This is a genomic window from Sphingobium sp. JS3065, from assembly GCF_026427355.1.
Lineage (GTDB): Bacteria > Pseudomonadota > Alphaproteobacteria > Sphingomonadales > Sphingomonadaceae > Sphingobium.
The window spans coordinates 445087-464332 of record NZ_CP102665.1 but is presented as its reverse complement, the minus strand read 5'-3'; the positions used below and the strand labels follow the sequence as shown (position 1 = coordinate 464332).

The following is a 19246-nucleotide window of genomic DNA, read 5'->3' as shown; positions in this document are numbered from 1 at the left end:
CCAATCCATTTATCAGCCTTTCTCATTGGGCGGCGCCCCGCCGCATCTCTACTATCCCGCGCAAAGGAGCATCGCCATGGCTACAGTCTTGAAGGACGACCGGTTCCGCCAGTCGGGCATCAGCCAAGCGGAATGGAAGGCCCGCGTCGACCTCGCCGCTTTCTATCGCTTGTCCGCCCTCTATGGCTGGGACGATTTCATCTACACCCATATTTCTGCCCGCGTGCCGGGGCCGGATCATCATTTCCTGATCAACCCCTTCGGCCTGATGTTCGATGAGATCACCGCATCCAGCCTGGTCAAGGTCGACCTGGACGGCAACGTCATCGGGGAAAGCGATTACGGCATCAACTATGCGGGCTATGTCATCCACAGCGCGGTCCACGGCGCGCGCGAAGACGCCCATTATATCGCCCATTTCCACAGCGCGGACGGCATGGCGGTGTCGGCCCACGCCGAAGGGCTGCTGCCGCTCAACCAGCGCGCCCTCTCGCTGATCCCGCGCCTGTCCTATCATGATTATGAGGGCGTCGCTCTCAACCTGGACGAACGGGAACGGCTGGTCGCGGACCTCGGCGACACCAAGGTCATGCTACTGCGCAATCACGGTACGCTCGCGCTGGGATCGTCGCCGGGCGAGGCGTTCAGCGGCATCTATCATCTGGAGGAAGCCTGCAAGGCGCAGGTCCGCAGCCTGGCCGTAGGCCGTGACAATATGCTGATCGCCCCCGAAGCCGCGCAAGAGGAAGTCCGCCGCCAGATGAGCCGGGAGCGCCAGCCGGTCGAGGGCGCCCGGTCGCATCACGACCTCGTCTGGGAAGCCGCGCTTCGCAAGGCGCAGCGCCAGTCGCCCGGCTTCGACGCCTAGGACCGATCGACATTCAGCCCATGGCGGCCTGCAAAAGGCGGCTGTTTCCCCTTGTCCCAGTTATGGCGTGCGGGGGCGGAAGTCGGCGACCAGATGGCCTTTTGCGTCGAATCGGGCGGGCACGATGCCCGGCTTTTCGCGGAAGGGCGCCTCGTCGTCATTGCCGAATATGGTGCACCACCAGCGGCCTTCCTTGTCCTTGAAGATGTTGCCGCCGCCGCCGCACGGCACGCTTTCATGCCGTTCGCGATAGGGGCCGAACGGCTTGTCGGCCATGGCCAGGGCGAAGGAATAGCGATTGGGTTCGAACCGGTCGACCACGCCTAGATAATAGTGGCCGTCATGCTTGAACATGGTCGGTCCTTCAAAGCCGATGTCGCGATAGCCGTGGCGCACGCATTTCCGGTTGTGATGGGCGGGATCGAGATCCGGATCGTCCAGCGTGACCGGCGTCCATTTGCCGTCATAGCCCGACAGGTCGGGTTTCAGCCGCACCATCTCCAGCGCCGGGCCATAGGTCAGATAGACCGCGCCGTCATCGTCGCCGAACAAAGTCGCGTCGATGCCGTTGCGCAGCGGCCGGTCGGGGGAAAAGGCGTGGACATAGGGGCCTTCCGCCTTTCCGCTCGTGCTTTTGAGTATGGCGATGCCAGACCGGCTGATCGAATGGCAGATATAATAATTGCCGTTGATATAGTGGATTTCCGGCGCCCAGATGGCGCGGAAATAGTCGCCCTTGCGCACCGTCCACTGCCTTTCCCAGCCGCCATCCTTCTCGATGCTCCACACCAGTCCCAGATAATCCCAGTGCTGAAGGTCGGGCGAACGCCACAGTTCGATGCCGTCATTCTGTTTCCAGATGTCGTCGCCGGTGGAGCCGGTCATGTAATAATGGCCGTCCCCGCCCAGACAGACGATCGTGTCGCGCAGGTGCAGGTGGAGCAGCGGCTTGACCGGCGGGATCAGCCCCTGGCTGACGACGCGGCCGGAATCGGAATCATTCCAGGGCAGGGCATTTTCCGGCGCCGGTCCCGGCCCCTTAAAGCGCACGCCCCTGCGGTCCACCGCCGCTTCGCTGGTCACCCAGCCGCCCCGTTCCGTCTCCGCCGTGACGGGCAGGCCCGGCCCGCTGATGCCGCTGACCTTGTAATAGCCCGGCGGCGGAGGATCGATCGGCCGGCCATGGTCGTCCTCGACGGGAAAGGGGGGCCTTCGAGGCTGGTCGGCCAGGGCGCGCGCGACGGGCGATGCGCCCATGCCGATCATCGCGGCGCTCCCGGCCATGATGGTCCGTCGGCTGAATTGCGGGCCGTTCGCCACATCCGTCTCCCTGTCCTGCTTCGCTTTCTCCGCGCAGGATAGCGGTGCCCGACGCCGCTTCTAAGCCGAAGACGGCATCAACCGAGACCCGCCGGGCAATGATGGCGCGCTTATTTTCCGATGTCCGGCCAATATGTTGCGAACTGCTTCCACATCCTGTCCAAGGATTGCGGTGACGTCCAGCGCATGCCGATGTCGCGATGCGGCGCGCCGGGGCCGTGGGAGCCGCGTTCGAAGAAGCGCGCATCCTGCGGACGGAAGAAGGCGCTCTTGCTGCCGTCGCGGGCGGTGCCGGCCATGCCGGTCCAGTGGTCGGGATGGATGTGGGCGTCCATGAAACAGTCGATGAACACCGCCTGGCCGACTGCGTCCGGATCGGCATACCGGCCGTCGGCGAAGCGGGTGGTCGGGTGCCAGGGACGGGCGAGCGCCACCGCGCCGTCGGGCACGCCCGCTTCCCGCGTCAGGCGGGAGCGGGCGAAGACGATGCCCATCGCCTGCGACCGGGGCGTGGAGGGCGCGGCGATATAGGATTGGAACCCGCCGGGCGCGGGCGGCTGGGCGCGGGGCCGTGACCGCAATTCGCTGCGGTCGATCCACAGCATGCCCTTGCCGAAGATGAAGTCGATATTGCCTGCGATCAGGCTGTCGCGGATCAGCGCTCGCCGTCCGTTGGCGAACAAAGTGTCCTGATAGCCGAGCAGCGCGACATGACGCAGCAGTACCCGGTCACTGCCAACATCCAGCAGCAGCGCGACCGCCTGCGCATCTGCGATCCGGGCTGGGTCGCCCTGAGGTCGCGCATCATTGGCCAGATAGTCGAACCGGTTTTCCACGGTCAGGCCGCTCACCGTGACGCGGTCGGCCCGGATAGTCAGGGTCGCCGATCCGGGCGTGCCCCATCCATCGCGATGCCACGCGCGCGCGCGCTGCGCCACCGCGTCGAAATGCAGCCTGGTCTTGGCCACCCCCGATCCGGTCAGCCGCGTCTTTGCACGGCGAATGGTCAGCTTTTCCCGATAGTCGCCCGGCCCGACCCGGATGTCGACCCAGCCGCCGCCCACCTGTTCGGATGCGGCGATCGCCTGACCGATGGAGGGGAAGCAGCGCGCCTTGCCGTCGCAGCGGGCGCTGACCTCATAGACTGGCGTTGCGCCCATGGCGACGGCGGGTGCCGCCAGCGCCGCCAAAAGGAGCAGCCCGGACCATGCGGTCCGGGCTGCGGGGGAGCCGGGGCGTTCCGCACCGCGTGCAGAAAAAGCGCGAAACGTCCCGGGAACCATGGATCAATATTTGAAGCGGACGCCGAAGTAGAACTGCCGCCCGAACTGGTGGTTCAGCACGACGCGGTCATTGGCGTCGATATATTGGTCTTTGCGTTCGTTGGTCAGGTTGTTCCCTTCGATCGTCAGGGTGATCGCCTTGGTCACGTTGATGCCCAGCGACGCGTCGACGTTGATGGAGCTGTTGACGCCTTCCTCGCTGCTCTGTTCGCGGGCGCCGCCGCCGAACGCTTCGACATATTTGGAGCGGTAGGACACCGAACCGCGCAGGTTGATCAAGCTGTCCTCATAGAAGAGCGTGGCGTTGGCGGTATGCTTGGACAGGTTGGTCAGCGGTCCCGTGACCACGCCCACGCCGCCCGGCCCCGGATATTTGAGGTCGGCCTTCACATAGGTGTAGTTGGCCAGCACGCCCACATTCTTCAGGAAGCCCGGCAGGAAGGAAAGCTGGTGCTGATAGTTGATCTCGAACCCTTGCAACTTGCCGCCATCGCCGTTGATCGTGCGGCGCACGGTGACCGGCACGTCGGGCGCCAGGCCCTGGTCGGTCGCCAGATTGATGGGGAAGCCAAGCTGGTTGAACGGCACCAGCGTGGAGATCTGCGTGCCCGAAAGCGAACCGATATCCTTCTGGAACAGGCTGACGCCCAGCAGCGATCCCTTGGCGAAATACCATTCGGCCGCCAGGTCCAGGTTGAACGCCTCGGTCGGGTTCAGGAAGGGATTACCCTGGTTGAACACCTGGTTCGCGGCCTGCAACGTCAGGCTGCCGCCGGGCGACAGCGCGCCTAGGCCCGGTCGGGTGATCACCTGCGCCGCGCCAAAGCGCAGCAGCAGGTTGGGCGTCAGTTCGGCCACCAGGTTCATCGAGGGCAGCCAGTTTTCATAGCTGCGATCGACGGTGATCGGCACGGCGGTGCCGCTGGACAGGCCATAGCCGAAGGAGGTCTGCTCCGTCTTGACATAGCGCACGCCCGCATCGCCGCGGAAGGTGATGCCGCCCAGTTCGCGTTCGAAGTCGATCTGGAACCACAGCGCCTTGTCGACTTCCTTGATGTTGCCGGTGTTGCTGGCGGCGGTCGCGTTGGGATTGGTGCCCGCCACGTCGCGGCCGTTCACGCGGAAATCCACCGACTGGCCGTTGATCGTCGTCACGCAATTGCAGTAAATATTCAACTGGTCGACGAAACCCTGGAGGTTGGGCACCAGATAGTTGCCATATTGGGGGTCGCCGGTGACACCGTTGAACGAACTGGTGAGCGCGGCGATCTGCGCCGGGGTCAGCGTGCCGGACGATGTTTCCGCGACGAAGCGGCGGGATTCGAACGTCTCGTAGCGGAACCGGCGATATTCGCCGCCGAAGGACAGCTTGAACCCGTCCGCGACATCCCATTCGCCACCCAGCTTGGCCGACATATAATCGTTGGTGACCTGGTTCTTGCGGATGCGCACGTCCGACGTGCCGTTGATGAAGGACCAGTTGGCCGGGTTGTTGGGGTCAAAGCCCCAGTTCATCACCGGCGAACGGTCATTGTCGCGATAATCCCAGCTAAAGCCGTCGGAATTCAGGCGGTCCAGCACCACGGTGGTCTGGACCGGGCTGTCGAACTTCGACTTCGAATAGCCGCCATAGGCGTTGATGCGGAACGTGTCGCTCAGCTCCTGCTTCACGATGCCGTTATACTGGTAGAAGGTCGTGCTGAATTCGTCGTGGCGCGATTCGATGCGCATGTCGACATCGTCGAACACGCCATAGACCAGCTCATTATCCTCATTCACCTCGCCGGTGCGGATGATGGTCTGCGACTTGCCGCTGGCGCCGGTGCGGCTGAACGACAGGGCCTCGATATAATTTTCGTTCCGCTTCGTCTTGGCCTTGGAATAGAGGCCTTCCACGACGATTTCGGTGCGATCCGAAGGCTGCCACTGGATCGCGCCGGTCAGGCCCAGCCGCTTGATGTCGTTCGACCAGCTATCATAGCGGGGAATGCGCGGATGATAGATCAGGCTGTCCCAGTTCGATCCGTCCGCCGCCGGGGCGCGGTTGATCTGCGCCACGGTCCAGCCGGGCAGGGTCGACGCCGCGTTGAAGCCGCCATTGACGCCCGACGGGCTCCAACGGACGGTCGAATGGCCTTTTTCCTCGATCGTGCGGGTCGAATAGGCGGCCGAAGCGAGCACGCCGAACGTGCCCTCCGGATTCTGCCAGCTTACCAGGCCCGCCAGGCGCGGGTCCCATGCCTTTGACAGGTCGTTATACCCCGCGCGGGCGGACCCGGCGATGGTGAAATTGTCCTTGTAATCCAGCGGACGGGCGGCCTGCAAATCGACGGTCGCGCCCAGCGATCCTTCCTCGACCGATGCCGACGCCGTCTTGCGCACGGTCAGCGAGTTGAACAGTTCCGATGCGAATACATTGAAGTCGAAGCCGCGGCCGCGATTGACGCCGCCGCCCGCGTCCGACCCGCCGGTCGTCGCCACCGCTTCCATGCCGTTGATGCGCACGCGGGTATATTCCGGGCCAAGGCCGCGCACGGAAATGGCGCGCCCTTCGCCGCCTTCGCGCGAAATCGCCACACCGGGAATGCGCTGGAGCGATTCGGCCAGGTTGTTGTCGGGGAATTTGGCGATGTCTTCCGCCTTGATGACGTCGACGGCGGCGGTCGATTGGCGCTTTTGCAACTGGGCGTTTTCAACCGAGTTGCGGAAGCCGGTGACGATGATGTCGGCGGTGCCGCTATCCTGGGCGGCTACCTCCTGCGCCGTGGCCGGCGCGGCGCAGGCAAACGCCAGCACAGTGGCCGAAGCGCCGAAGGCCAGACGATGACGAATGACGGTTGCAGACGAACGCATTGCTTTCCTCCCCTATTCTTATCCGGTCAGCCACGATGGTTTCGCAGCTTGGCCGATTGTCTTGATACCCCGTGTAACAGCTTATGACACCGGTATCAATAAATGGCAGTCACCGCATGTTGATAGGGCAAGCGCGCAAATGCTTCGTCCGCGAAAAGGGGATTGATCGATGCGCGGGAAGCATCGGTTCGACAGGCGTTCGGTGTTAGGAAAGTCGATAATGGATGGACGATGCCCGCCCTGCATCGATCGATCCGCTGTGCGGTATGGAACCGGCGCGTTCGACGCGCCAATCTAGGGAGCGTTTTCCGGACAGGTGGAACAACCCGCCGACCTGGGACGCATTAAAACGAGAAGCTGGAGCAGCGGCCCGACGCCGTCGGATCGAAATCCGCTCCAGCCGAAGGGCCGCAGCGGCCGCGAATGGGGAGGGTCGACGATGCCTGGAGAGAATGACAACGCCGTCCGGGCGACACGGGTGCGCTATACCATCATCGCGCTCGTCTTCATCATCACTTCGCTCAACTATGCCGACCGGTCGACATTTTCGATCGCGGGCGCGGCGGCATCCGACGAACTGGGCCTGACCACGATCCAGACCGGCTTCATCCTGTCCGCCTTCGCCTGGGCCTATGCCGCGGCGCAGATCCCCGGCGGCGCGCTGCTCGACCGGTTCGGCACGCGCCCGGTCTATATCGCGGCGATCGTCACCTGGTCCGGCTTCACCATGTTGCAGGGCTTTGCCGGCTTCCTGACCGGGGCGTCGGTGGTGGTGCAACTGTTCCTGCTGCGTTTCCTGGTCGGTTTCTGCGAGGCGCCGTCCTTTCCCGGCAATGCGCGGATCGTCGCCGCATGGTTCCCGGCGCGGGAACGGGGCACGGCGTCGGCCATCTTCAATTCCGCCCAATATTTCTCCTTGGTCGCCTTCGCGCCGCTGATGGGCTGGATCGTGCACAGCCTGGGCTGGCGCGCCGTCTTCTTCGTGATGGGGGCGCTGGGCCTGCTGGCGGCGCTGACCTTTGCCACGTTCATCCGCGACCCGGCCCGGCACAAGGGCGTCAACCAGGCGGAACTGGACCTGATCCGGGAGGGCGGCGGACTGGTGGAGCTGGACAGTCAGACGGCCGGCGGGCGCGCCGGCACCTTCACCTGGCATAATGTGCGCCAGTTGCTGACCAACCGCATGATGGTCGGCATTTATCTCGGTCAATATTGCATCAATGTGCTGACCTATTTCTTCGTCACCTGGTTCCCCATCTATCTGGTGCGCGACCGAGGTTTCGACATACTCCAGGCCGGTTTCGTGGCGGCCGTTCCGGCGCTGTGCGGATTTCTGGGCGGCGTGGCGGGCGGCGTGCTGTCCGACCGGCTGCTGGCCCGGACGGGATCGCTCACCCTGGCGCGCAAGGCGCCGCTGCTGGGCGGCATGCTGCTGGCCAGCCTGATCATGGCGGCGGCCTATGTCGACAGCCAGGCGGGCGTCATCCTGCTGATGTCGCTGGCCTTCTTCGGCAAGGGGGTGGCGTCGCTCGGCTGGGCGGTCATGTCCGACGTCGCGCCGCGCCAGTTGGCGGGGCTGGCGGGCGGCGTCTTCAACACCTTCGGCAACGCGGCCGGGATCGTCACGCCCATTGTCGTCGGCCTGCTGGTCGCGCAGGCCGGGTCGTTCGACACGGCGCTGATTTTCGTCGGCGCCCACTGCCTGCTGACCATTTTCGCCTATTTCGTCATCGTCCAGAAGGTCGAGCGCCTGGAGTTGCAACCATGACCGTCGACCGCCGGACCATGATGATCGGCGGCGGCGCGATGGCGCTGGCCGCCATGCTGCCCGCGCAGGCGAAGGCGGCGGTGTCGCGGGTGACGATCGACACGCCGATGGCCGCGCCCCGCTGGGCGGTGCTGCAACGCCACCTGATCGCCATGCAGGGCGACGCCGCCCGCGCCTTCCACGACCGCTATTTCAACCAGCGGCACGAGATAGAGGCATTTCTGCGCTGGGGCGCCAATGACGGGCCGGACGACGCGATAGAGGCGATCAACGACTGGCCCTATCTCTATCTGATAGGCGGCGAGACGGGGTTGATCGACCTGGCCCAGGCGATGCAGGAGGCGCATTTCGCGCAATATTCGCGCGCTCGCACGAAGGACGTGCCGATGGGCCGCAACGGCATGTATGTGCGCGAATTCCCGCCGCAGATGGACTGGCAGCATATTTCCGAAGGGCTGACCACCTTCAACCAGCTTGGCCTATGCACGCCACGCGATGCCAAATTAATTGCCCGCGCCCGCCGCTTCGCCGATTTCTACACCGGACGCGATCCCAAAGCCCCCAATTACGATCCGCAGCGCAAGCTGATCCGATCCATGTTCAACGGCAGCATCGGCCCGCTGATGCGCCCCGCGACCATGCTGGACTGGGCGGGCGACCCGTTCGACACCGGTCCGTTCGAAATGGTGCATGGCGAATCCAGCTATGCCGACACGCTGGAACATTATCGCGAATATACCGAAACGGTGGGCGATAATCCGCTGAACCTGCATTCGACCGCGCTGGGCTTCAACGCCTGGATGCTGACGGGGGAGGACCGGTTCCGCGACTGGATGCTGGAATATGTGGAGGCATGGGCCGGGCGCGCCCGCGCCAATGGCGGCATCCTGCCCAGCAATATCGGACCCGACGGGACGATAGGCGGCGGCGCGGGCGGACGCTGGTATGGCGGCACCTATGGCTGGGGCTTCAGCCCGGTCAATCCGGTGACCGGCAAGCGGGAGGACCGCAACCGCATCCCCCGCGCCATCATGGGTTTCATGAACGCCTATCTGGCGACGGGCGATGACCGCTACCTGCAGGTCTGGCGCGACCAGAACGCCCGCATCAACGCGCAGTCGAAGCGGATCGACGGGGTGGATTGCACCCCCACCATGCATGGCGAGCGGGGCTGGTACGGCTACAAGCCCGGCCCCTATCGGTTCAACACGGGCGAAATCTGGTATCTGTCGATGCGCGACGGCGACCGGGTTGCGATGGCCGCCACCCCCTGGACCGACTTTCTGGAAGGGCGCGACCCCGGTTGGGCCGAACAGGCGCTGATGGACGACATGGAACGGGTGCGCACGCAGATGGTGCGGGTGCGGGCGGATCGCACCACCGCCCGCACGCGGCTGGCCGACAATCCGATCGAGCGCAATCCCGTGACCGTCACCGCGCTGCTGCACCAGACGATGGGCGCCATCCATGTCGCCCGCCCGCCATGGTCGAAAAATTCGCCCAATCAGGGCGGCACGCTGCTGTTTGCGCGGCTGCGCCATTTCGACGCCGACCGGAAGCGGCCCGGCCTGCCGGAAGACGTGGCGCTGCTGGTGGAGGGCATGACCTCCGCCAGCACGACCCTGTCGGTCGTCAACCTCAATGCCGCAGAGGCGCGCCGGATGGTGATTCGCGGCGGCGGCTATGGCGAACATGCGATAGAGGCGGTGCGCATCGGCGATCGCCGGATCGTAGCGGGCGGACGCGACGTCGTCATCCGGCTGGAGCCGGGATCGGGCGCGCGGATCGTGCTGGAGATGCGCTGCCACAGCCGCAAGCCGGGCCTCGACTGGCCCGACTTCAACGCCTGATTTCCAGCCTGCTCAGCCTTCCGCCACCGCCTTCAAACACAGGTCGCGGAAGGCGGGCAGGGCGGGGTTCTCATTCTCGCGCCGCCAGGCCAGGTGCAGTTCGACCGGGGTGTCGGGCTGGCTGACGAACGGGCGGAAGGTCACGCCACGCGGGTGCAGCCCGGCGGCGGCCTCCGGCACAATGCCGGGCGCCAGGCCCGCGCCGACCAGCCCCAGCAGCGAATGAATCTGCGTCACATATTGCACATAGTTGGGCGCGACGCCCGCCCGCTCGAACAGGCTGGCCAGCAGCAAGTGGAAATAGCCCGCGCCCCGCTGCGCATACATGACCAGATCCTGCCCGTCGAAATCGCCCGGTTCGAATTGCGTCTGCGCGGCGCGGGGATCATCCTCAGGCAGCGCGACCAGCAGCTTTTCCAACAGCAGCGGCGCGAATTCGAACTGCACCCGGTCGACCGGCGGACGAACCAGCGCCAGGTCGATCAGGCCGGTATGCAGCGCCTCGAACTGGTCGCCGGACACCAGTTCATGCAGTTGCAGTTCCAGCCCCGGCAGCGCGACCGCCGCCCGCTTGACGATGCGGGGCAGCAGCATATAGCCCGACACGGCGGTGAAGCCGATGGAGATGCGTCCCGCCTCTCCCTTCCACACGCGCCGCGCCGCCAGCGCCGCGCTTTCCGACAGACGCACGATCCGCCGCGCCTCATGCAGGAAGGTCTCGCCCGCCAGCGTCAGCGTGACACGCCGGCTGGTGCGGTTGAATAGCTCCACGCCCAATATGCGTTCCAGCACCTGGATCTGGCGGCTGAGCGGGGATTGCGTCATGTGCAGCCGCTCCGCCGCCCGGCCGAAATGCAGTTCCTCGGCCAGGACGACGAAGCAGCGGAGATGGGTGAGTTCGAACATGACCGGTGCATACATGCTGGCGGCCCCCTGCGATAGCCGGGGCTACAGCTGCTGCACCGGCGCGCCGTTCACGCGCACCCGCGACAGGCGTATGTCGGGGCTGTGCGCCAGGATCGACGGGTGAGTGACGCCGTCGAACCGGCTATCCTCTATCCGCAACGTCCCCACCGGCGCGCCGGGCAGCCCCTGGCTATCCAGCACGCGCGCGGCCTTGGCCACGGTCATGCGCTGGATCAGGATGTCGCGCAGGACCGGCTTAAACGGACCGTCCGCCCCTTCCTCATAGTTGAAGTCGCAGGTGATGGCGGCGCGAGACACCTGGCCCACGGTCAGGTCGCGGAAATAAAAATGTTCCAGCAACCCGCCGCGCAGGGCGTTGTTCTTGAACCGGATCGCGTACCACAGGTCGGGCGAATCCATGGTGCAGCGTTCGGCGTAGATATGGCGCGCGCCGCCGGAAATCTGGCTGCCCACCACGACGCCGCCATGCCCTTCCTTCATGCGGCAGTCGCGGATGACGATATTCTGCGCCGGGGTGGCGAGCCGCCGCCCGTCGGCATTGCGGCCCGAATTGACCGCGATGCAATCGTCGCCCGTGTCGAAGGTGCACTGTTCGATCAGCATCATGTCGACCGATTCGGGGTCGCAGCCGTCATTGTTGGGGCCAAGCCCATGGATGTCGACGCCGCGCACGACGACGTTGCGGCACAGGACCGGATGCACCTGCCAGAAGGGGGATCGGCGCAGCTTCACCCCCTCGATCAGCACCCGGTCGCAGGCATAGAATTGGACGAAGGCGGGTCGCAGATAGCTGCCCTCGCCAAAGATGCGCTTTTCAGGCGGCGCATTTGCCTCCGCCATCTGGAACAGGCGGGCGCGGGCCGGGCGCTGGTCGGCCATACCCTCCTTCCAGCCATGCTCCACCGTGCCGTTCCACGGTCCCTTCCATGACCACCAATTGTCCGGCCCTGCCTGTCCGTCCAGCGTCCCCGCGCCGGTCAGCGCCACATTTTCCTGCCCATGGGCATAGACCAGCGGCGAATAGTTCATCAATTCCATCCCCTCCCACCGGGTGAAGACGATGGGATAATCCTGCGGCCGGGTGGAAAACAGGATGGTCGCGTCCGCCTGCACATGCAGGTTGACGTTGGATTTCAAATGGATCGCGCCGCTTTCCCACGTGCCTGCGGGCACGATCACGCGGCCACCGCCCGCATCATGGGCGGCGGCGATGGCGGCGGCGATCGCCTTGCCATTGTCATGCCCTTTTACGGGGCGCGCACCGAAGCGGGTGATCGGGAAATCGGCGTCGGGAAAGCTGGTGGCGCGGATCGACCGGACGATCCAGTCGGCGCGTTCCCATGGGTCGGCGGGTGGGATCGCGGCGGCGGCTTCCTGCAGCGGCAGCATCGCCGCCAGAGCAGTGCAGGCCGATGCGTCCAGAAGCGTGCGGCGGGAAAGGGTTTTGGACAAAGTGGGTTGGTTCTTCATGGGCCTCTCCATTTGCGGACATGTTTTGTCAGGCGGTCAGTGCCGGTCCTTGCGGTGCGAGCATGGCACGGCGGACGCCGCGCATCGATGTCGCGTGGACATGAATCGATCCATTTTAAACGGTGGGTCTCGCCCCGGCGGACGGGTAGCAGGGGGCAATACTTCAAGAGGGAGGGCAGGATGTCGCCACAGGAAATGGCCCAGCGTATCGGCGGAGGATTGCTGTCCTTCCCCGTCACGCATTTCGACCGGGATTTCGCCTTTGACGAGGCCGCCTATCGCGAGCATCTCGGCTGGCTGGGCGGCTATGACGTCGCGGGCCTGTTCGCCGCGGGCGGGACCGGCGAATTCTTCTCCCTTCGTCCGCAGGAAGTGCCCGGCATCGTGCGCGCCGCGGTCGAGGAAGCAGGCGACAAGGTGCCGGTGCTGGCCGGATGTGGCTATGGCACGGCCATCGCCACCGACCTGGCGAAGGAAATCGAGGCGGCGGGCGCCAAGGGCCTGCTGCTGCTGCCGCCCTATCTGGTCAATTCCACGCAGGATGGCCTGGCCGCGCATGTAGAGGCGGTGTGCAAGGCGACCTCGCTGGGCGTCATCGTCTATAATCGCGACAACGCCGTGCTGAATGAAGACACGCTGGCCCGGCTGTGCGAACGCAACGCCAATCTGGTGGGGTATAAGGACGGCATAGGCGACGTCGAACTGATGATGCGCATCTATGCGAAGATGGGTGACCGGCTGACCTATGTGGGCGGCCTGCCCACGGCGGAAACTTTTGCCCCGGCCTATCTGGAAATGGGCGTCACCACCTATTCCTCGGCGATCTTCAACTTCATGCCCGAATGGGCGCTGGCCTTCTACCAGGCGGTGCGCGCGCGGGACAAGGATGCGATCATGGCGGGTCTCAAGGGCTTCGTCCTGCCCTATATCGCGCTGCGCAACCGCAACGCGGGCTATGCGGTGTCCATCGTGAAGGCGGGCATGCGCGCCATCGGACGGTCGGCGGGCGGCGTGCGCCCGCCGCTGACCGACCTGACCGATGCGGAGTTGCAGGAATTGACCGCGCTGATCGAAAGGGCCAATGCGGGGCTGAAGGCCGCCGCCTGACGGCAGGCCCCGCGATGCGGGCTTCCGGTCCTTTGCACGGGACTGGCCGTGGCACCGGCCATCGGGTGACCTGTCACCTGAAGGGCCGGTGCCATTTCTTTTCACGAAGGGTCAGCCCCGCGCCGGGACGGCGGCGGCGATGCGAACCAGATCCTGCGGCGCGCCCTGCCATGTCCCCGCCATCAGCCCGCCTGGGCTGAACAGGGCTGTCGCGACCTGCAACGCGTCCTTCCCCTGCCACAGGGCGGTCAGATCGCCCGCCAGCGGATCGTCCACCGCGCCCCACCGCGCCGCATTGTCGCCCCTGACATGGCCCAGCCAAGCGCCCAGCGCGGTCAGGATCACCGGACATTCATGGCCCGATGCCCGGCTGGCGGCCAGCGTGCCCAGCCAGCGCTGCGGGATTTTCTGGCTGCCGTCCATGGCGATCTGGATCAGCCGATGGGGCAGGGCGGGATTGGCGAAGCGGGCCATCAACCGGTCGGCATAAGCGGACAGATCCTGCCCCGGCGCGGCGGCGATGGTGGGCGCGGCCTCCCGCCGCATCAGCCGTTCGGCCATTTCGCGCAGGCCCGGATCGGCAACCGCCTCATGCACATGGGCATGACCCCGTTGCAGCCCCAGATAGGCGATGGCTGAATGGGCGCCGTTCAGCATGCGCAGCTTCGCCGTCTCATAGGGCGCGACATCGGCGACCAGTTGCGCGCCGACTTCCTCCCAACGGGGCCGGGGACCGGCGAAGCGATCCTCTATCACCCACTGGCTGAACGGTTCGGTGGCGATCATGCCTTCGTCGCGCAGGCCGGTCGCCGCCTGCGCCGCGTCCCGGTCCTCGACTGTGGTAGCAGGGACGATCCGGTCGATCATCGTCATCGGAAAACGGCAATGATCCGCCACCCACCCGGCCAGCGCGGGGTCGCGCGCGGCCAGATAGGCCTGCATCAACCGTTCCAGTTGCGGGCCATTGTCGGCCAGATTGTCGCAGGACAGCAGGGTCACGCCGCGCAGGCCCGCCGCCCGCCGCCGCGCCAGCCCTTCGGCCACGAAGCGGTAGAGGCTGCTCTCGCCCGCCAGCGCGGGGTCCAGCGTGCCGTCGGCGGCGCGGCAATAGCCCTTTTCCGTGACGGTGAAGCTGATGATCCGGGTCGCGGGCGCGGCGATGCGGTCGATCACCGCTTCGGGGCTAGCTGTCGCGACCAGCACTTCCCGCACGGCGCCCACCACGCGCAGCCGGGTGCCGTTCTCCGACCGTTCCGCCACGGTATAAAGGCCGTCCTGCGGATTGAGCTGGTCCGCCACCTCGGCGGAGCGCAGCGACACGCCGCAGATCATCCAGTCGCGCTGGCCCGCGTCCATCGCCCGGTCGCAATAGACGGCCTGATGGGCGCGGTGGAACGCACCGATGCCGAAATGGACGATGCCCACGGCCTGCGCGGCCCGATCATAGCCGAAGCGGTCGATGCCCGCAGGAAGCCGGTCCAAAGTCGCGGCCGACAGCCTCACAGCCGGTACGCCCGCTTGGCGAGATTATAGCTCAGGTCCTGCGCCAGTTCGGCGGCCTCCCAATCCTCTATCCGGTGTTCGGCGACCAGTTCGGCCAGGAAGCCGCAATCGATCCGCCGGGCGACGTCATGCCGCGCCGGGATGGACAGGAAGGCGCGGGTATCGTCGTTGAACCCCACCGTGTTGTAGAAACCGGCGGTTTCCGTGGTCATGCGGCGGAAACGGCGCATCCCTTCGGGACTGTCGTGGAACCACCAGGCCGGACCCAGCTTCAGGCACGGATAATGGCCGGCCAGCGGCGCCAGTTCGCGGGCATAGACGCTTTCGTCCAGGGTGAAGAGGATGATGGACAACCTATCGTCATTGCCGAAACGGTCCAGCAGCGGCTTGAGGGCGCGGACATATTCGGTCCGGGTCGGGATGTCGGCGCCCTTGTCGCGGCCGAAGCGCTGGTGGACGGCCGCATTGTGATTGCGGAAGGCGCCGGGATGGATCTGCATGACCAGCCCGTCATCCACGCTCATCGCGGCCATTTCCGTCAGCATCTGGGCGCGGAACAGTTCGGCGTCGGCGGGGTCGGCCGCGCCGGTGCTGACTCGGCGGAACAGCGCCTCCGCCTCCACACGGGGCAGGTCGGCGGTCAGCGCGGTGGGGTGGCCATGATCGGTGCTGGTCGCGCCCATCGACGCGAAAAAGGCGCGGCGCTGGCGATGCGCGGCCAGATAACCGTCCCAGGAAAAGCAATCCTGGCCGGTCAGGTCGGAAAAGGCGGCCAGATTGTCCCGGAAGCCATCGAAATCGGGATCGACCACCGGGTCGGGCCGATAGGCGGTAATGACTTTCCCTTGCCAGCCCGATGCGCGAATGGCGGCATGATGCTCCAGCGTGTCGAGCGGACTTTCGGTGGTGGCGATGACTTCGATATTATAGCGTTCGAACAGGGCACGGGGACGGAAGGCGTCGGTCGCCAGCGCCTGGGTGATGCTGTCGAAATAATGGTCCGCCGTGCCCGCGTCGAGCCGCACGTCTATGCCGAACGCCTCCGCGAATACCCAGTCCAGCCACATGCGCGAGGGGGTGCCGCGAAACAGGTGATAGCGCTGCGCGAACTGCCGCCAGGCCTCCCGTGGATCGGCGTGCGGGTTACGCACGCCCAGCGCCTCCATCGGCACGCCCTGCGAATAAAGCATGCGGAAGACATAATGATCCGGCACCAGCAGCAGGTCGGTGGCGTTGCCGAAATGGGCGTTGCCCGCGAACCAGGACGGGTCGGTATGGCCGTGCGGGCTGACGATCGGCAGGTCCGCGACCGACCGGTACAGGGTGCGGGCGATGGCGCGGACGGCGGGGTCGGCGGGCAGCAGCCGGTCGGGATGAAGATATAGCGGGCACGTGTCGGTCATGATCTGTCCTGTCGGTTAGGCTAGGCCGGTGCGTCGCGCCCAGCCCAGCCACAATTCGGGCCAGGCCGCGACGGGAAGTCCGGCGATGCGGGAAACGCCGAAGCCGTGGCCGCCCTCGGCAAAGATATGGGTGTCGACGCTGACCCCCGCCGCCCGCAACGCGGCGCGCAGGCGCAGGCTGTTTTCCACCGGCACGGTCGCGTCATCCTCCGCATGGACCAGGAAATGGGGCGGCGACTGGGGCGTGACGGTGCGGTCGGTCGAATGGGCGGCCTCCAGCGCGGCGCCGGGATTGGGGCCAAGCAGCTTTTCCCGCGATCCGGGATGGGCGATGGCCGGGTCCATGCTGACCACCGGATAAATGGGCGCGGCGCAAAAGGGGCGGGCGGACAGCCGGTCCGCCGCATCCACCATGGGGTAGCAGCGTGTCGCGAACCGGGTCGACAGGTCGGAACAGACATGCCCCCCGGCCGAAAAGCCCATCGCCGCCACCCGTTCGGCGTCGATGCCATGCCGGGCGGCGCGCTGGCGGATGAGGCGCAGGGCGCGCTGCGCATCGGCCAGCGGCACATTGGCGCGGTCGGCCCATCCTTCGCCCGGCAGGCGATAGATGAGGACGAAGGCGTGATAGCCATGGGTGATCAGCCAGTTGGCCACCTGATAGCCGCTATTGTCGAACGCTTCCTGCCGATAGCCGCCGCCCGGCGCGATCAGCACCGCCGCGCCGTTCGGGCGGTCGGGCGTGAAATGGACGATGCGCGGGCGGGCGATGCCGGTGATGATCCGGTCCGGCCGGTCGGCCACGGCGGAGCGTTCCTCAATGCGTTCCACCGGCAGCGCGGCGGGGGCGCCGGGCGGGGCGCCGGGCCACAGGTCGACGGTTTCGGCGGGATCGCGGGGCGCGATGACCGGCGCGGTCGCGGCGCGGGCCATGACCGGCAGCGCGGCGGAAGCGGCCAGCGCACCGACGAAAAGGGTGCGGCGGTCGATGCTCATATTCCCGTTCCTCTCCGCATTGCGAGTCCCGTTTGGTAACCGGTGTCATTTTTGGTTGCCGTACTCGCGCCCTGCTGTCAAGAATGCAGGCGACAGGAGAGAGAGATGCTTTGCATGAAGACTGAACGGCGTTTCGGGCGGACCGGCATGATCGGGTCGGCCCTGATGGTCCTGGCGGCGGCCTGCTCGCCCCTGCCCGCGATGGCGGCGGCGCCCTCCAAACATATCGCGGCCAGCCCGGTCGAACCGACGAAGGGCGGGGCAGGGGGACGCATCATCCGCGTGACCAGCCTGGCCAAGGACGGGCCGGGATCGCTGCGCGAAGCCATCGATGCGAAGGGACCGCGCATCGTCGTGTTCGAGGTGGGCGGCGTCATCGACCTCGGTCGCGACGTGCTGGAGATCAACGAACCCTTCCTGACCATCGCCGGGCAGACCGCGCCGTCGCCGGGCGTGACGCTGATCCGCGCCGGCATCGACCTGAAGACCCATGACGTGATCCTCAGCCACATCCGCGTCATGACCGGCGCGGACCGCCAGCCGCATTTCTCGCAGTGGGAGGCGGACGCCTTTTCCACCGTGGCGGCGCATAATGTCATCGTCGAACATTGCAGTTTCCTGTGGGCGATCGATGAGAATATGTCAGCGTCCGGCCCGCGCTTCGAAGGGCGCACCCCCGCCGAATGGCGCGCCCATACCAGCCACGACATCCTGTTTCGCGACAATCTGGCGGCGGAGGGACTAGCCAACGCCAGCCATCCCAAGGGCGAACATTCGAAGGGGTCGCTGGTCCATGACAATGCGACCGGCATCACCTTCTACCGCAACATCTGGGCACATAATGTGGAGCGCGCGCCGCTGGTGAAGGGCGGGGCGCAGGTGCGGATGATCAACAATCTGATCTACGATCCGGGCCACCGCGCCGTGCATTATAATCTGATGAGCCTGGAGTGGGCGGGCCATGATTATGTGACCGGCCAGATCACGGCGGTCGGCAACGTCATGCGCGGCGGCAATTCCACCGATCCGGGCCTGCCCTTCCTAATGCTGGGCGGTGACGGCGACCTGGCCTTCCACGGGCGGGACAATCGCGCCGTCGACCGGTTCGGCAACGCCCTGCCGATGTTCGGCCGCTATGGCGAGACGAAGGCCAGGCTGGTGGAGGCGAAGGAACCGTTGGCGAGCCTGGACGGCTTCGACATATTGCCGTCCGGGGCGGTGGAGACCAGTCTGCTGGCCAGCGCGGGCGCGCGTCCGTGGGACCGGGCAGCGGACGATATCCGCGTGCTCTTCTTCGTTGCGGAGGGACGGGGCGAAATCATCGATGACGAGCATCAGGTCGGCGCGGGCTACCCCAAGATGGCGGAGACGCGGGCGCCCTTCGTCGCCGCCGACTGGAATCTGCTCAGCATGACGCCACGCTCCGGCCGCTATCCGGGGCAAAAGGGCGGCGCGCAGGAAAAATTGTCCGACCGCGACAGGGCGATGCGGGGGGACAGCAAATGAGCGCGGTTCTGGCGCTGGCGCTGCTGGGGGGCGCCCCGGCCATGGCGGTGATCGACGAGCGCACCGTGATGCGGCGGGAACCCAACCCGCACGGCGCCATCGGCATGAGCACCGCCTATCGCATCTCCGACGCCGCGCCGCAGCCGCGCGCGATGGAATTCCGCCGCCGCGTGCTGGACCGGGGCGCCGCCATCGGCGTGCACCCCATCGCCCATGATGAGGTCTATCATGTGCTGGACGGGGAGGGCGAGGTGGAATCCGACGGACAGCGCGCCATGCTGCGCGCCGGGATGACCGCCTATCTCTACAAGGGCGCGGCGGTCGGCATCCGGCAGGTGGGCGAAAAGCCGCTGTCGCTGATCGTCGCCTATCCCAACAGCCAGTAAAACTGG

14 protein-coding genes are annotated in these 19246 nt (G+C 66.1%); 6 read left to right on the top strand and 8 right to left on the bottom strand.

The features are described from left to right. Positions 1-76: 76 nt before the first annotated feature. Positions 77-868 (top strand): class II aldolase/adducin family protein, encoded by a 792-nt coding sequence (locus tag NUH86_RS19460; RefSeq protein ID WP_267252956.1) that lies wholly within the window; start codon positions 77-79, stop codon positions 866-868. 60 nt (positions 869-928) lie between these two features. Here NUH86_RS19460 and NUH86_RS19455 read toward each other — a convergent pair whose 3' ends face one another. From NUH86_RS19455 to NUH86_RS19445, 3 genes are all read right to left on the bottom strand, one after another. After that, positions 929-2188 carry a family 43 glycosylhydrolase gene (locus NUH86_RS19455; RefSeq protein ID WP_267252955.1) on the bottom strand — a complete coding sequence of 420 codons (1260 nt, stop codon included), beginning with the start codon at positions 2186-2188 and terminating at the stop codon, positions 929-931. Positions 2189-2298: 110 nt separating this feature from the next. After that, positions 2299-3378: a pectinesterase family protein gene (locus NUH86_RS19450; protein WP_267252954.1), complete on the bottom strand. Its 1080-nt coding sequence runs from the start codon at positions 3376-3378 to the stop codon at positions 2299-2301. A 96-nt stretch (positions 3379-3474) separates the two neighbouring features. Next, the gene (locus NUH86_RS19445) at positions 3475-6324 is read right to left on the bottom strand and encodes a TonB-dependent receptor (protein ID WP_267252953.1); all 2850 of its coding nucleotides are present in this window, start codon (positions 6322-6324) and stop codon (positions 3475-3477) included. 439 nt (positions 6325-6763) lie between these two features. Between NUH86_RS19445 and NUH86_RS19440 the strand changes: the two genes are divergently transcribed. Both NUH86_RS19440 and NUH86_RS19435 read left to right on the top strand, forming a co-directional pair. Beyond that, positions 6764-8092, top strand: a complete 1329-nt coding sequence (locus NUH86_RS19440) for an MFS transporter (protein WP_267252952.1) — start codon at positions 6764-6766, stop codon at positions 8090-8092. Further along, positions 8089-9942 carry a hypothetical protein gene (locus NUH86_RS19435; protein ID WP_267252951.1) on the top strand — a complete coding sequence of 618 codons (1854 nt, stop codon included), beginning with the start codon at positions 8089-8091 and terminating at the stop codon, positions 9940-9942. Before NUH86_RS19440 ends, NUH86_RS19435 begins: the two co-directional genes overlap by 4 nt. Before the next feature lie 12 nt (positions 9943-9954). Here NUH86_RS19435 and NUH86_RS19430 read toward each other — a convergent pair whose 3' ends face one another. Further along, positions 9955-10863: a LysR family transcriptional regulator gene (locus tag NUH86_RS19430; protein WP_267252950.1), complete on the bottom strand. Its 909-nt coding sequence runs from the start codon at positions 10861-10863 to the stop codon at positions 9955-9957. 27 nt (positions 10864-10890) lie between these two features. Beyond that, entirely contained in the window at positions 10891-12339 is a 1449-nt protein-coding gene (locus NUH86_RS19425; protein ID WP_267252949.1) for a glycoside hydrolase family 28 protein, read from the bottom strand. A 180-nt stretch (positions 12340-12519) separates the two neighbouring features. Between NUH86_RS19425 and kdgD the strand changes: the two genes are divergently transcribed. Then, positions 12520-13446, top strand: a complete 927-nt coding sequence (kdgD, locus tag NUH86_RS19420; protein ID WP_267252948.1) for a 5-dehydro-4-deoxyglucarate dehydratase — start codon at positions 12520-12522, stop codon at positions 13444-13446. A gap of 111 nt (positions 13447-13557) precedes the next feature. Here kdgD and NUH86_RS19415 read toward each other — a convergent pair whose 3' ends face one another. Genes NUH86_RS19415 through NUH86_RS19405 form a run of 3 tightly spaced genes read right to left on the bottom strand, consistent with a single transcriptional unit; the run spans position 13558 to position 17348 of the window. After that, positions 13558-14949, bottom strand: a complete 1392-nt coding sequence (locus tag NUH86_RS19415) for a mannitol dehydrogenase family protein (protein WP_267252947.1) — start codon at positions 14947-14949, stop codon at positions 13558-13560. After that, on the bottom strand, positions 14946-16352 hold the full coding sequence (gene uxaC, locus NUH86_RS19410) for a glucuronate isomerase (protein ID WP_267252946.1): 1407 nt from the start codon (positions 16350-16352) through the stop codon (positions 14946-14948). The genes NUH86_RS19415 and uxaC overlap by 4 nt, the downstream gene beginning before the upstream one ends. A gap of 15 nt (positions 16353-16367) precedes the next feature. Continuing rightward, entirely contained in the window at positions 16368-17348 is a 981-nt protein-coding gene (locus NUH86_RS19405) for an alpha/beta hydrolase (RefSeq protein ID WP_267252945.1), read from the bottom strand. A 105-nt stretch (positions 17349-17453) separates the two neighbouring features. On the opposite strand from NUH86_RS19405, the gene NUH86_RS19400 reads away from it, so the two are divergent. Both NUH86_RS19400 and NUH86_RS19395 read left to right on the top strand, forming a co-directional pair. After that, on the top strand, positions 17454-18854 hold the full coding sequence (locus NUH86_RS19400) for a pectate lyase family protein (protein WP_416365386.1): 1401 nt from the start codon (positions 17454-17456) through the stop codon (positions 18852-18854). Further along, entirely contained in the window at positions 18851-19240 is a 390-nt protein-coding gene (locus NUH86_RS19395) for a cupin domain-containing protein (RefSeq protein WP_267252944.1), read from the top strand. Before NUH86_RS19400 ends, NUH86_RS19395 begins: the two co-directional genes overlap by 4 nt. The last annotated feature ends 6 nt before the right edge of the window (positions 19241-19246 follow it).